The sequence below is a fragment of the Clostridium aciditolerans genome (assembly GCF_016316925.1).
In the GTDB taxonomy this organism is placed as follows: Bacteria; Bacillota; Clostridia; order Clostridiales; family Clostridiaceae; genus Clostridium_AM; species Clostridium_AM aciditolerans.
Window position 1 is genome coordinate 73,385 of the sequence record NZ_JAEEGB010000006.1, and the last position, 16,090, is coordinate 89,474.

Sequence of the window (16,090 nt, forward strand, 5' to 3'; positions counted from 1 at the left end):
GCGAGTTCTCGAAAGTTCTTAGGTTGTCTTGAAACACAAGCTTTAGACTGGCTAAAAGTTTGTAACGTGCTGAAGTTTTGAAACATATCCCGGCGTATAAGTTATCTTTCGGCCTTTGAGCCCTATAATCAAGTTATTTTAGGCAATTTTTCTATAGCTATTCCATGCATCATATACCCATTCTCTATGCAATAGTTATAGAAGTCAATTGCATTTCTTACATATATAATGTCCTTTACTCCAAATCCACCCATTAGATTTAATTTTTCAATACCGCTGCTCCTTCTTTCATGTATATATCCTATCTTGTAATTTCTTGTTTTTCTATCAAAATCAAAAGCGTATTTTATAAAATCACTGCTATAATCCCCAAAAAAGTATTTTTCCTGATATCTCTTTACATCATAATTCATTAAATAACATTTGAGTTCAGAATTACTATCAAGAATATTATAAAGCTTACGATAAAGCTCTTCCTTTGAAAGTACTTTACTACCCAAGTCCTCTACATTAACATTTGCTCTTTCATTAAATTCTTCTTCGAAGGATTTATTAAACTCCTGTTCTGTTAAAATATATCTATTGCAGAAATATATTATTTTACGTAGCAATTCTTCTTGCCCTTTTTTTAAATCCTGAGATAGACTCCCAATATATTTATCGCCAAGGTAAAAAGCTTTTCCGTAATTTTTCTCAAGTTTGTCTATAATATTATTTATTACATTCCTGTAATAGATCTTCACATTTTGTGCCATATATTCCTCTTGAAGATTTATCATATCATCTTCATACTTTTTAATTCCTTCACCGATAAAGTTAAGTTGATTTATTTCTTCATAAATCTCATCATGAATTTTTAATAAGATTTCCTCATACTTTTCCATAATTTTTTCACAAATGCTTAGTTTTAAGAGCTCAAGTCTTTTACCATATATATCTAAAAATATTTTTTTTCTTACTTCTTGTATATTTCCGCCTTTACTGAAAAGTTTCTTAAAACTAAATCCTTCAATAAACCTTGACTCATATATACTCTCAATTTCGTTCTTTATATTTTCAATATGTCTATTAACTAAATTTCTGCTATCTCTTATGTATTTTATACCTTCACCCTCATCAGAGGTCCATTTCCAAGCACAATATAGTCCTAATTTAGGATTATTGAGTATATTATCATTTAGTAAAGTTCTTATTTCTTTCTCCAAATTTATATTTTCAATATTTTTTTCCGCAACATTTTTAAAGTTTAGGCAAAAAAAGTTCTCACATCTATCTTCATATAAACCTTCCTCCACCTGTCTTAAGGTCAGCTTTGAAAGCCTTTTTTCTATATTAGAAGCGTTTGACATCATAATTCCATTCATATCCATTACAGTTATATTATTTGGCACAATAGGTTTTACCCTTGATGCAATGCTGTTCTCATCTGTCTTTAAAGCTTTAGCTATAAATTCTCTATCTCTTTTTGACAACTCATCTAGTTGTTTTAGAATTCTTTCATAAAAAACTCTTACTACTGTTACAGCAATAGCTCCATTTGGCCTTTTCACCTTTGAAAGTCCTGCTGTAATGTATCTATTTATAGACTTATCAATATTTATATTTGCCTTAAACCTACTGTTATCATAGTGCTGATTTTCCGTATCTAAATAAGTTTCTATACTAACATTCCTGTTCTTTAAAAGATTAATATAGGATATTATTTCATAATTATCTTTCATTGATGCAGCAGGTATTGTTCCTCTTTCACTTTTCTCCTCTAGTAAATATGTCATGTAAAATATAGGGCCTTGCCAGGTTATTGGAAGTTCTCGTTCTTCTCCATAAACAGCTATTTTTTCATCAAATATAAAGTCATTTTTTTGTATATATTCTACCTCTCTAAAAAAGCTTACTGAAGCTGCCTTGGAAAAAAACTCATCTTCTATATTCTTTTCTTTTATTAAAACATAAAGATCAGCGGTACTAAGCTTAAAAACTTCTAGCATTCTTTTTCTAATAAGTAAAGTTACTTCTGGAAGTATTATATTTAAAGGATCATCTGCCATAGTAACTACAGAAATATTTATTCCATCAAAGGAATTAAACAAATTGCCATAAGATAGTATTTTATCTCTTACCATTGTTATTTTGCTATTCAAGTCTTGCAAAAATTTTTTATCGTTATAAAACTTATCTCTTACACTCTTTCTCAAATGCTTTTTATCAGATAAGTTACAACTAAACTGGAAATTAAAAGAGTTATCTTTATCTTCATTAATATCTGTAAATATATTAATGAATGCTATTCCCCGTCCATTATCCCATCTTTCCTGGATAGTACTGCTAATATATTCAGAAGCCTCTCTAGTGCTGTTTCCTATAAACACAAAAAGTATGGGATTATTTGCACTTCTTTGAGAGTCATCATTGTAAATTTTTCTATCTATTTTCAAATCATACTCTTCTGCAAAACTCTTTAATATATTTTCCATAAAAATTCCTCCGAAATATACATTAAGGAACTGGAAGGCAAGGTTTAAACCTTACCTTCAAAGCTATTATTCTAACTGTTTTCTTACCTCCTGTATCCTTGAAAGTATTTCACTATAGAAGGCAAAAAGCTCGTCTCCGTTTATCAATTGATATTTTCTAGTATCTAGTTCCTCTACAATCTCTTTAATGTTTTCTAGTAATGCATTTACATTTAAAATAAGAGTTTCCGCTCCATCCTCCATTGAAAGTTGCTCAAGCTTTTTATCAGAAGTCTTGTCCACGATCATTCTTTCTCTTTCTTCAAGAGCAACATATTTTCGGAATATAGCCTCATGTTGGTATTCCTTTTGTTTTAAAGCATTTATAAAAGGTTCAATATTTACCTTGCTGTCTTCTCCACCATTATAAACATAAAACAATCCTTTTTTTACTATAGTGTCTGTATATAGTGCTCTTAAGAAGTTATCCAAGTCTAGTTCCGCTTTACTCATATCTTTTATTATATTTTCAAGTTCATCTTTTTTAGCAGTAATTTTTTCATATTTTTCAACTTCCGCTCTTACTAACTTAATAAGTTCTGGTGTTCTTATTAAATTATTTTTTGCCTTTTCCTCATTACTACTTTCAAAAATATAATATTTCTGCATATCATGATTTTCCACAGGAGTAAGACCTTCTTTTAAAAGCTTCTTAATATCTGCTATAGCTCTTTTTATCTCTCCTACATTTAGAATATCACTTTCTAGATTAATTGAATAATCTTTCATAAATTCATCAATGTCAAAATACTCAGTAACATTGCATTTATATTTTTCATTGCTACCTTTTTCGGTGTTTACAATACATCCAAATTCTATAGCTCTATCAAATAAGCTTCTTACCTCAGCATTATAGCTCTTTAATCTCTTATTTACATAGGTTGTACCCCATGATTGCTCTGGAACTGGAGAAGGAAGATATACCCAGTTTTTATCCCCATTTTGATATAGGTGTCTTCCTATACCATCATGTTCAAATAATGTATTTTCATATATTTCTTCATAGTGCTTTATTGGAGTATAAGAATATAAAGGCACTCCATTTTTTGTATTTAACCAGAATATTCTATTAGTTACCATACTCTCTTTTATATTCAAAGAATTACCTGTATTGGAATTTTTCTTATATTCTGTAATTCCTTCAAGGATTTTTTTAGCATTTCTTGGAACAGAAACCATACTCCAAGATGGAAAATTTATTGCCTCCATATTGTTTAAATGGAAGATTGGAACTGCATCTTTATCAAGTCTAGGAGCAATTTGATTTTTAACTATGTTGATAATTGACTCATCTTTTCCATACTGTAGAGTCAAAAATTCTTCCATTGATTGAGTTATTACTCCTCCATATTCTTCAGATACAAAATCAGATATTGACCCTACAATATCAATACGAACCTCATCTAACCATTTTTGAGACTCCTCTAAAAGCTTATTAGAAAATCTTCTTACTAATTCATCAGCAGTCTCTTTATTTACTATATTTTCAATATAATCTTTTAAATCTGGTACACTTACTACTGTCCAAGAATAGCTTCTTCCTAGTGCTCCTTCTATTTCTTCTCCCTTTGCAAGTATATCCCCGTCTTCTTTAAATATTTTGTTTAACTCGTTAAGTATTTCAGTATAGACTCTATAAATTTTGTTATTTAGATCACTTAAATCACTAATTACTTTGCTATAGAACTCTATCATTCTCATGATTCTTTCTTCTTCAGACCTTAGTATATACTCTTCACTTTTCGCTTCTATATAGTCATTCTTCTTGCTTTCCTTAGTAAATAAAATTGCTTTTTTTGCTTCGATAAACTTATCCTCAGCTAACTCTCTCTCAAATTTTATTTCCCTGGAAATATTTGAAAGTCTTTCTTGTAGTGAAGTTATTTCTGCTTCTATCGTCTTTACAATACAAAAACTGCTTGAAAATAATAATCTTGATGCATAAAATGGTCCCTTCTTAGCGTCTTTAAAAATTCCATCTACTATTTCTCTTACATTTTTTTGAACTTCACCTGGATACTGAGTTTTTACTTTATTATACTCATTTGTGCAGTCCCTTAAATATTCCTTCATGTCGTCATCAATGTCTACTGATTGCTTTTTTATTACATTATCATAGCTATATTTTTCTCTATTTTTATAGCCAGTTAGAGGTTTTCTGCTCTGAAGTTGCTCCTCGAATCTTTCAATTACTGCATCTTCATCCAACTTCAGTTGTCTTATTACTGCATCTACCTCCTGCTCTGTTGGTACATTATCAAACATATATTGCATTTTCTCAAAAAGTTTATAAGCAAGATATGTGGTTATTTCTTCAAGGGGCAGCACTGCAGAAGATGCGCCTATCATTGTATACTTATAATTTGACATATAAGGTTTTGCCATGTTGTCAGTATTTTGCTTTAAATTACTAATATAGTCCTGTATTGCAAACTCTCCTCCTGACTCCCTTACCTCATTAGACATAAAGTTTACTATATTCTCTGCCGTAACATTCATACAATAATCATAGGCGTTACTCATAGGTCTGCCATCAATATTAGTTGCAGAAATCAAGTGACATAAATTAAATGGAGGCATTGGTGAGTCAACAGTAAGTCTATTTCTATACTTTTGTTTAAACCTTTCATGTCTATCTCCTATTCCCATAAGGTAGTCCAATTCTTTAAGAGCTGCAAATCCATTTTTTATAATATAAGATTGAGAAGACTGATTGTCAGCTGCCTTTGATAAATTAACATCTGGTGTAAATAAATATCCCATAATATTAACTCTATCATTGCCCTTAGCACCATTTATGCTATGCATAATTCCTCTTACTATGTAGGCAATGTCAATAAAAGTTCCTCCACCAGTTCCTCCTGAAAGTCCTGAAAGAATAAATACATGAAGCGGTTGGTCAGTATCTTCTTGAAGAAGTCTTATCTTCTTTTCTATACAATCAACTATTTCATTAATTTTAGTAAATAAAAGCAATCTTCCTATCTGTCTGACTCCACCAGCACCATCAGCACCACTTTCCGAGGACAGTTCTGGTGCCAGCCATTCTTTAATACAATCATCTAGTATTGCTCTATCATTTAGGATAGACCTTATCTCTGCATTTGATAACATTACAAGCTCACTTTGAGGGTCAAGACCTACTCCACCTGTAGCAGGATATCTTTTTGTTTTTTCCTTTTGATTTGTTTCAAAGCCTAAAAATTCTACTTTTCTAGGCTTATCCTTTCTTGTATTTGAAATAATGTCTTCTTCCAAAATAAATCTTTTGCTGATCTGGTATTTTAATCTTAGCATAGCATCTATACCAGTTCCTCCAAGTCCTATTATAAGTACTGGATTTTCTATTGTTTCAATACGTATTTTATCACTTATAATTCCTCCACCCTTGCTTACATCAAGGTCTTGGAGATGCTCTCTAACTCTAGTGTTCATATTAATTCCTCCATTTTATCATCCTATTTAGCATGAAATTCCACTATAATACTTTTAGGCACCTTATTTAAGAATACTGTTACCTTATTTTTATTATAAAGTGTCACTATAGAATCATTATCTAACTTTTTACCTGATTTTTGGATAACACAGTCTGATTTATTAATTAATTCTATGCTATCATCATTTTTAAATACAAACTTTATGTTCTCTGTTTCTGAATATTCTTCTTTAAGCCCCAGTACATCAAAAAGTGTAAAGCTCCCAGTATAACCATCTAAATTCCTAAATTGAGGTGGTAAGACTTCAGCAGTATTTTCATCTCTAATTTGAAGCTCTACTCTTCCAAAACCCTGTATGCGGTTCTTTTTTACAAAAACATATATAACATAAATTAAAGCAGCGGCCAAAATAGCTCCAATCACACCTAGAATTATAGGATTTTGAAATATACCTTTTTTAGAAATTCCGCTTGCTTGAGATTTAGCACTCTCATCCCCTATAATTATAGCTGCACTTTCTCTGTAAAAACTATTTCCGTCTACTCTTACTTTTAGTTCATATTTCCCTTCCCCTGGAAGCTGAAATTCTCCTTTAAATGAGCTTTCTACAGCACTTAGCGGCACTTCTTTAAGAGAGTTGTCCTTTAAATTCTTAATAAGAAGTTTTGCTTTCATGTTATTATACAGCTCTTTATCGGATATTTTCTGGCCATTGCTTGTAAAATAAGATTCTATATTTACTTTATCCCCTTTACTTGGATTCTTAGGAGTAATACTTGCTTGTATTTGAAGGTCATAATTAAATATGTAACTTACTTTTATATTGCTTCCACTAACACCTTTAACTTTTACAGTCCATTGGCCCTCCGCAGGCTTAATTATCTTAAGCATCGAATATTTCTTTGATGAGGTAAAAACTGCATTTGATGATGGTATTGCTACCTCCTTACCAGAAGGATCTAATAACTTTAACTCTATAGGCTTATCAGAAAGCATAGATATATTTGCCTCTAACACATTTGAGTTTGGAATGTAAACTTTTAAATCTTGAAAATCTCCATTTCCAGTAATAGTGCCTCCATCTTGAACTTTCAACTTTGAATTATCTGCATAAATATCTGTAAGAATATTAGGAAGATCTGCTGCAGTATTAGTTATGTAATTTTTTCCTCTAGTTGAATTAGATATTTCGCTAAGTTGAGCCTTATCTACGGTACCGTCATAATTTAAACCTATAGTATATACAGGATAACCTTTGCTCTTGCATATGGTAAGAGCATTATTTAAATCATTTAAAGATTCTTGTGCACTTCTCTGAGGGTCATTTTTACCATCTGATAAAAGGATTATCATAGGCTCATGTCCTTTTTCATGACCACTATCCAACAATTTTACCGCTTCCAGTAAACCATATCCTGTATCGGTTTTTTGTCCAAGAGGAATATTAGAAGCCATATTTTTTATTCTATCCTTATCTTCTGTTGAATTTATACTGTCAAGATTATGTTCTCTTACTATATTATCTGAATATGCTACGAGACCTGCCTTATTTCCTTGCATTTGTCCCATATCAAGGAACATTTTTATAGCCTCTGTTCTTATTTCTTCAGGATCGCTTTCTTTCATAGAACCACTGGAATCCAGTACAAAAATCACGTCCATATTAGATGAAGATTGGCTAGCATATACCTTTGAAAATGGCATAAAAACTATTTGAAATACATATATTAAAGCTACAGCCAAAATCCATTTATTTTTAGTTTTCACAATAATAACACTCCTTATTATATCTAGTTTATATCACAATACACTTCTTCAATTTTCTACTTCATATCTTGATTTATCTGCCCTAAAATCCACTCTACAGGTTCAAATATTCCCTGTGACTTATAGGTTTCTCCAACACTTGAATGCCCTAAAGCGCTACAAGAAAAAAACTGATAGTTTGAAAAGTTGTGTTCAAATTTTCGTATTAATTTTTCTTCTCCTGAATCTTTAAGGAACTCTATAATATTTTCTTGGCCCTCTAACACATCCATCTTATTTACAATAACTGCGACAGGTATATCAATAAGCTTATTAAGTTTCATTTCTCTAACTTCTCTCAATCCTAATATAAAGCGATCTAATAAATCATTTACGTTTGTATTACTAGGACTACTCTTTATAAACTCTTGATTTTCTGAAATACTCTTTACCACACCTTCTATAGATAGAGGGTCTATTATAAAAATCAGCCCATCAGTATATTTATAATAGTTGTGCCTTCTAATAGAAGCTCTTATATCAAAATACTCTCCTGCAATATCATACATATACAAGAGTTTTTCACTACGAAACTTATCTGAATTTATAAAAACACTATAAGGTACTGTATCCTGCTTAATAGTTTTTCTAGGTAAAATCCCTTTATTTAATGTATCTAGACATTCTCTAATCTTTAATTCTTCTTTTTCATTCAAGAATCTTATATTCCACTTTTTTGCTTTTGCAAGATCATTTATTAAAGTGTTTAATGCAGAGTACATAAAAGAAGTTTTTCCAGCAGATACTCCACCTATTATAGGTATACATATCGGTGATGTTTCCTTGCTTTCAATACTCTTAGAACATCTAGGACATACAGCCCTAAGCTTAGCTCTACCTGCAAAATTAGTTGAAGGGATTACCTCACCACATTCACAAGTTCTTTTCATAATTCCATATGGTCCCGCTTCTAATCTTTTATGGACTTTTTCACAGCTTGGACATATATAATAAGGTATATCGAACTTTATATGACAGTAAGGGCAACGGCCTGCTATTCTTTCCCTTGTAAACTTTATTTTCTCCATGGCTATAACTATGAAATAAACTATATAAATAGGGATACTTATAATTGTAATTATCAAAAAATGTATAAAAAAGCAAATTGCATTTAAAATATTCCCCATTATGTATATGATAAATTGCGCAGTTTTTATCCTACCAAAGGTAAAGTATGATCCATTTATCAACTGCTGCTTTAAAACTAAAATTTTACCCTTATTAACAGAAGTGGCACTTTTATATGTATTATTTAAATCCTCATACTGCTTGTAAAAAAAATATTTTTCCTTTGCTGGTTCGTAAAATTCTCTTTTGGTCTTCAGTGAATTTCCTTTATGAATGCTGTATCTTAAACCTCTAAAATAGCTATCTACAGTTTTAAAAAATCCTTCACCTATTCCTATGACGGCTCCAGCTATAATAGCTATTATTGATCCTAATACTATAAAAATAGCTCCTATAGCTTCAAGTATTCCTCCCAAAAGATCACTCCCTTCGATTTAAAACTATTCACTACTTTCTAAAAAGGTTGAAAGGGTTTCTTTTTTGTTTTTTCTCTCTTGCTTTATCCTTAATTATTGACCACTTCTCTATAATTTCCACCTTATTTTTATAAGCGTTAACTTTTCTTTTGAAATAATTATCATAAACCTCCAACTTTTTTTCAGAGCTTTCTTTTAGTATATTTATAATTCTATTTTCTAAGTATTCTTCTGTTTCTTCCTTTACCTTCATATCATTTTTAAATAGGAATATTAAGAAATCAATAAATACTTGATAGCCTTCTCTGTTATTAGATTTTAGTGTATCTTTATATTGTTTAGTAAGAACAATATCATCTAATACATCAAAGTATTTACTATAATAAATTTCTTCATATTCTGAGCAAAATAAAGCCTTCTTTACTTTGTCGTGCTCAGACGGACTCTGAAGGTATACACATAAATTATTAAGAAAACTTTCTAAGAGCTTTTCATAGCTCTTAGTATCTATATTTAGAAAGTCAACTTTAAGATTTTCTAAGTGATTTATTTTAAATGCTGCATCACTATCTTCAATCTTCTGTATACTATAAATTAGTTCTATTATATTACAAGGTGTTTTTATACTACATTCACTCTTTAGTTCAAACATTTTTCTAATAGTATAACTTTCTAAAGCTACCTTCTCTACATTAATTTTATTTTCTAGCTCTATAAAAAATATTTTTAGTACATCTTTATCTATATATTGGCATAAGGACTTTTTATCTATATAACTTATAATTTCTTTATACTCTTCTAAAGAGAGTTCTCCATCTTCACATAAACTTAAATACAACCTAAGCGCATCTGAGAATTTTTTCTTTCTATAATTTTCAAAATAATTAAAGACTTTATAACAATAAGATATAAAAAACTCTTTTTTATTACTTTCATCTCTTAATTCGATACTGTACATAGAAAATAAGAAGTCATTTGCATTAGTTAACTGACTTATACATATACATATCTTCTTTTTCCACTCTTCATCAATTCTTCCTTCTTCTATAATAAATCCTACTAAGGTCTCCTCAATGCTGCTGTCTTTATACAAATAATTATTAATAGAATATGCCTTGATAATTATTTCTGGAAAATATTCATATTCATATTTTAAAGTATGAAGAATGTCTAAAATGTCCTCCGGAGATTTTATAAGTATGCTTAAGCATTTGTTTAAAAATATAGTTATGTTTTTAGCATCTTCTGATTTTATATTGAAAAGATCTATTCCGTCACCATCACTATATTTATCATTAAATGCCATAATGTCACTAATCAAAGACCTAAAATAAAATTTAGCATGTCTTATTTTACCTCCTTCAAGGTAAGTTTGAAGCTCTTTTATCCTAGACCTATGAAGAGATAATTTTACAAACTGTCCAAGAGTAACTTCTTCTATTTTCCTCATTCTTTCATGTAGACTTAATATATCTTCCACATTGATATCTTCATTATCCATGACTAAGTAATGTATAGAATTAAAATAGAACTCATAAGCTTTTCTTATATGTTCACTACCATTAGTTTCTCTTCCTACCATAAATAAAAATTTTGTTATCATCTCTGCTAATTCAACATCTACCTGCGTGCTAATTTTTTCAAGATTATGATCAAGCTGCTGAAAAAGTTGCCTATAAGCCTGAATAGATTTATAGTTAACCGCAAAACTTACCGCTCTTTTAACATCTTCTATAGTTGATTTTTCAACTCCTCTATTTACCATGTTATACAAACACACGCAGTTATCTATATTCTCATCTAGGACATTATATTCAAATTGATCAAGAAAGCATATAAAAGGTAAAAATGTTTCCTTTGAAACTGTATATCCTACTTCTGCTCTCTTTATAAAACTACTATTATAGGTCAAATCTGAACTTTGCCCATTAATAAAGTCAAAAACATTATACTTATAAGACTTTTGAATATCTCTAAAATTAAACTTACTTCCTTCTCTGTCTGCAGCACAAATCATATAAGAAGCATCATCGGGATTGTAACAATAGGTAGTAAAGCTAAATTGCTGTGCTAATTTCCTAGGTAAGGACATTTGCACTGCCCCAATCCAGTATGCAGTGTTGCCTTTATAATCACAAAATATTATCTTTTTCTCAGTTTTATTAAGTTCTATAGCTGACTTCATTAATTCTATGAAATCTTTACTCCTTTTCCCAACATCTGTCCTTTTCAAGAAATTACCTATTGAATCGAAACAAATAGAATTACCTAAATGTATTTCCTCCAGTTCTGGTAAATACTGTATTTCTGATATATTTTCTTCTTCAGGAGTCAACCCAGTTCTAAAGGTAATTGATCCATAAAGCTCTATAGGATAAAAGGGCCATGGCTTGTCAGATACAAGTACATGACAAAAATAATTCCCATATCTACCTGAGTAATCTTTACCTACATATTTAGCAGAAGAAATGCAGTATTTTCCCGTCTTTAATCTAAAAGACGAAAATGCTATCGGAAATAGCTCATCTATTTCTTTATCTGAAGGTTGTGTTGGAAGATTGTCTGGAGGTATATAAACACAATAACCTTCTATCTCTTTTCTCTCCTCTTCAGTAATTCCCTTTGACATAGAATAGGTTTGAAATCCCATTCCGAAAGACAGTCCCTTCTTACATGAGGTGTAAAAAAGCTGTTGAACTGTCATAGCTGAATCACTTCCTTTTTTCCGCCTTTATTAATTTATGTTCATATAGTAACCATAAAAATGGATCTTCTATTCTATGAGGCCTCAATTTTGAAATCCTACTGCTTTCTGGATTACAGCCTAGTGCAGTTATTCCAAAATAAGCATGATTCTTAAAATTTGAATTTAATTGATTTGCAAAGTTTTCTCCACCCCAACTTCTAACTAAAGATTCCATGGTTCCGTTCATATCTTGAAAATCTGAAATATCAAAACTTCCTTTGCTTATGTGTTTACTTGAGTAATTTATGCAACTTGATGGATCTACTAAAGATTCAACTGCATCTATTTTTGAAAAAGCTACGGCCACAGGTATATCAATAAGCTTATCTACCTTTACGTTGTTTGCTTTTCTAATAAGGTTTGCCGTTCTTGAAAGCAAGTCTTCTATTTCGGTGTTTTGTTCTGGCAGTGGTGTTCCTGCTGGAAGCATTTCTCTCACATTTTCTAATTGAAGCGGATCAAGCAAAAATATAATACCAGAGGAGTTATATATGTATCTGTTTACGGCCTTCATTGTATCTTCAGAGTCTAAGTCTTCACCTGCAGTATCAAAAAAGGCAATGGTAACAACATTGCTTATCCTTTTACCTTTAAACAGTCCGCCAAACATTCCTTGTTCCGTAAAAGTAAGATTATAAATAAGAGGTTGCTTTACAGATGAGTCTGTCTTAGCTGAACGAGTTACTCTTATTAATTCATTTCTTTTAAAAACAGGATCATAAAAATCAGTTCTATATCTTTTTATTGTTGCATCATTTACCGCTGAGAGGCTGCAGTTGAAAGCCGAACCTATTTCATTCATTATTTTGTCAATCAAAACTGCAATGTAATGACTTTTGCCGGCCTCTTTTGCTCCTATTACTGCAAAGACTAAATTATCATATTGTCCTATAGCGTAAGGCAGCTCCTCATGACATGTAGAACATATTTTTACATTTGTTTTTTCACCGCACTCAGTGCAGAAAATAGAGTCTGGCATTTCTTTTTTGCTCTCTCCTCTTTTAGACCTGAGAAAAATACCCTCTCTTGCATTTTCACATCCTTCTGGATCATTCTTGCATATAAAACTTACATCATTTAAATCATGTTTAGAAAAACAATATGGACATATATAATAATCTTTTTTCTTTAAATTAAGCTTCATTTCATTGTTCCTCCTTAACTACAATAGCTATTAACTATTTAAAATATAATTTTTCTTTTGCCGGTGATATTATTCTGTATAACTTGCTATTACTGTCGTCTAAGAAAAATAACTTTAGATACATGTTTCTGCCTATATTTTCAATAGGCAAATTTAAAGTTATAGGTTTATCAATAGCAATAGTTTGATAGTCTATATTAAGTATACTTTTACCATCTGATTTCTGAAGAGGCATATTGCCAAACTTACCAACCAATTCAAGTTGTGGCAGATTTATTTCTTTATCTGTAGTAGATAAAACTATTTCCGCCCCTTTAAGTTTTCCAAGGAGACTCTTTTTATGTCTTATTTCATAGAGTATTTCTGAAGGTATTTTATTCATCACAAGTCTTCTTTGTCCCTCAGAATATAGTATTTTTCCGTTACAATCAACAGAAATATATATACAAAAATAGTAGTTTCCTTCTACTGCCTTATGAATTAAATACTCTCCTTTTTCATCACCGTACTCCCTTTTAATCGTAAACTGTGAAGCACAGCCATCTGTTGGCCCTATTGGAAATCTATCCATCCTGTAACATATAATAGCCTTGCTTATACCTTCTGGCCATCCCCATTCTAATGAAAGTTGTCCATATTTGATATCAGCTTTTATAAAAGAAACTTCTGGAATATTACCTTCACTAAATACACTGCTTCCTATATTTTCATCCTGTATTTTATCTTCTATCATATTACTTTCCACAACATCAGTATTAATCGTATCTTGATCTTCTAAAAAAACATTGGATGCTTCAAGTAAATCAATTTTCTCTGAAGTATCATTTTGTGTATCACCTTGATTACTATTCACAATTTCATTAGTTTTATCTATAAAGTTCTGTACGTATATAGAATCACCAGTAATTTCTTCAATCTTTTTTCTTACATCGTATTCTGATAATAAATTAAACTTATTTACAAGATTGTTTATTTCTTCATGGGAAATATTGTCTTTTACAGAAAGTATTATTTCCACTTCATCTGATAGCTCTTGAAGTTCCTGTTGTTTTTCATCAATCATTCTTTATATCCCCCATCTTTATCTGCCTATTTTGTTAACATTTGTTAGTAAAAACTTTACAAAGAAAATAATTTCTTTAAATATAGTATAAATTAGTATACTATTACTACTATAAATATTTTATCACACATATATGTTTTTTAAAGTGACATTACAAAAAGTTCAGTAAAATATAAGAATTTAGTATTTATTAATAAATAATCACAGGAGCATGAAGAACTAAACAAAAATCAAAATATCAGGGATAACTTTTAGGTGTTTATCCGATGACTTACCCGCTCTAATACTCCCATCTTATTCAAGTGGGAGTAAAGAGCGGCTATGTCCCTGGATAACGACTTCTAAGCTTCAGATGGAGGTTAAATGCCTAAATGGCATTTAACGGGCAGAATTGCCCAGTGGTCGCAGACAAACTCCACCTGAAGCCAAGAATTCTGTTTATAGATATAAAACTTTATAGTAGGTAAATCATTTTTCATGCACAAAGTTTATATTTTGTTTATAATTAGTTTATAGAAAATAGAGACACTCCCTTTAAAATAGAATTATGGAAGACTTCCATATTGCAAATTAATTTAAAACTAAAAGGAGATGGTAAAAAATGAAATTTAAGAAGAAAACAGCGATGATTTTAAGTTTTGCTGTAGGTACTCTAATGTTTGCTACTACCGCTATGGCTGAAGTAGTGTCTAAAAGCGGCTATGACCAACTTAAAGATTCTCTAAAGTATACGGCAGAAAGTTGTACAACTAAACTTTCAAATTATACTGTAGATATGTCTTTCGTTGTAAAGGATAATGGCACTCTCGTTTATTCCGAAAACTCACTTAATAAGTATGATACATCAAAAAAGGCTATGGAAAATGTATCAACAAGAGTAGAGGGTTCTACTAAGAAAGAAAACTATTACTATTCCGACAAAAATGGTTTTATTAACAAAAATAGTGATCAAAATGTTTATTATGTAAGTGAGTATACAAGCCCTCGAGAGGTTAAATCCTTTGAGAATCCTTTTAAACAGAAAGAAGCAGGAGATGTTGAAAGAATAGCAGACGCTCTTGTAGGTAATTTAAAAGATTCTGTTGTAGTTACTCAAAATCCAGATGGAAGCAAAGAATTATCTGGTTCTTTAAGTGAAGCACAGATTCCAGCACTAATTAATGCAGTAGTATCTCTTCAATCTAAGAGTGCATTTGGGAATAGACCTAATAATGAAAATAACATGCCTAAAATTACAAAAGATATATTTGTAAAAGAAGTTAAAGGAAAAATGGTAACAGGTAAAGATGGATTAATGCAAAGTGTTCTTGGCACTGGAATTCTTTCTGGTAAAGATGAAAGCGGTAAAGAACATAATATAACTTTTGAGTTATTAGTTAAAATTACAGGAGTTAACTCAACTACTGTAAAAAAACCTGATTTATCTGGCAAGAAGGTAGAAAAAAGCATAGAAAGAGATTATGATAAATTATCTAATCCTTCAAAATACATTGGGAAATATAAAACTGATATTTTAATAGAAAAAGATGACAAGTTCCAAAAAATAGGCGAAAGAATTGTAGACATTGAAAAAATAGATTCTAAGAGCGTTAGTGGAAGCTACCATGAAGAGTATGCTAAAGGTTATGAAGAATACGCAGCTAATAAAAAAGACTTGAAATTTAGTGCAACATTTGAAAAAGATCAATTTAATGCTCCTTTCACTGCTACTACTTCCTCAGGCGCTAATGTTAAAGGAAATTTATCTATTAATCCTCATTCAGCAAAAGTATACTTTAATATAAACGAAAATATGAATGGAAACTTAATATCTGACGGTGAATATAGTAGAGTGTTTAATTAATATATAAAAAAATGGGTCACATTTTTTAGAGGACAGAGGACAATTGACAGAGGA

The 16,090-nt window shown here is 30.5% G+C and carries 8 protein-coding genes; 1 reads left to right on the forward strand and 7 read right to left on the reverse strand.

The features are described from left to right. Window positions 1-128: 128 nt before the first annotated feature. The 7 genes from I6U51_RS06085 to I6U51_RS06115 form a co-directional block, all read right to left on the reverse strand. Window positions 129-2,474 carry a hypothetical protein gene (locus tag I6U51_RS06085; RefSeq protein ID WP_211141792.1) on the reverse strand — a complete coding sequence of 782 codons (2,346 nt, stop codon included), beginning with the start codon at window positions 2,472-2,474 and terminating at the stop codon, window positions 129-131. 66 nt (window positions 2,475-2,540) lie between these two features. Next, on the reverse strand, window positions 2,541-5,948 hold the full coding sequence (locus I6U51_RS06090) for a tubulin-like doman-containing protein (RefSeq protein ID WP_211141793.1): 3,408 nt from the start codon (window positions 5,946-5,948) through the stop codon (window positions 2,541-2,543). A gap of 23 nt (window positions 5,949-5,971) precedes the next feature. Continuing rightward, entirely contained in the window at window positions 5,972-7,717 is a 1,746-nt protein-coding gene (locus I6U51_RS06095; RefSeq protein WP_211141794.1) for a VWA domain-containing protein, read from the reverse strand. A gap of 56 nt (window positions 7,718-7,773) precedes the next feature. Then, window positions 7,774-9,240, reverse strand: a complete 1,467-nt coding sequence (locus I6U51_RS06100; protein WP_246517119.1) for a TRAFAC clade GTPase domain-containing protein — start codon at window positions 9,238-9,240, stop codon at window positions 7,774-7,776. A gap of 31 nt (window positions 9,241-9,271) precedes the next feature. Next, entirely contained in the window at window positions 9,272-11,944 is a 2,673-nt protein-coding gene (locus tag I6U51_RS06105) for a GAP1-N2 domain-containing protein (protein WP_211141795.1), read from the reverse strand. 7 nt (window positions 11,945-11,951) lie between these two features. Beyond that, on the reverse strand, window positions 11,952-13,130 hold the full coding sequence (locus I6U51_RS06110) for a zinc ribbon domain-containing protein (RefSeq protein ID WP_211141796.1): 1,179 nt from the start codon (window positions 13,128-13,130) through the stop codon (window positions 11,952-11,954). A gap of 34 nt (window positions 13,131-13,164) precedes the next feature. Then, on the reverse strand, window positions 13,165-14,193 hold the full coding sequence (locus tag I6U51_RS06115) for a hypothetical protein (protein ID WP_211141797.1): 1,029 nt from the start codon (window positions 14,191-14,193) through the stop codon (window positions 13,165-13,167). A 601-nt stretch (window positions 14,194-14,794) separates the two neighbouring features. On the opposite strand from I6U51_RS06115, the gene I6U51_RS06120 reads away from it, so the two are divergent. Further along, a complete protein-coding gene (locus I6U51_RS06120) occupies window positions 14,795-16,036 on the forward strand; it encodes a hypothetical protein (protein WP_211141798.1) in 1,242 nt (413 codons plus the stop codon). Window positions 16,037-16,090: the final 54 nt, after the last annotated feature.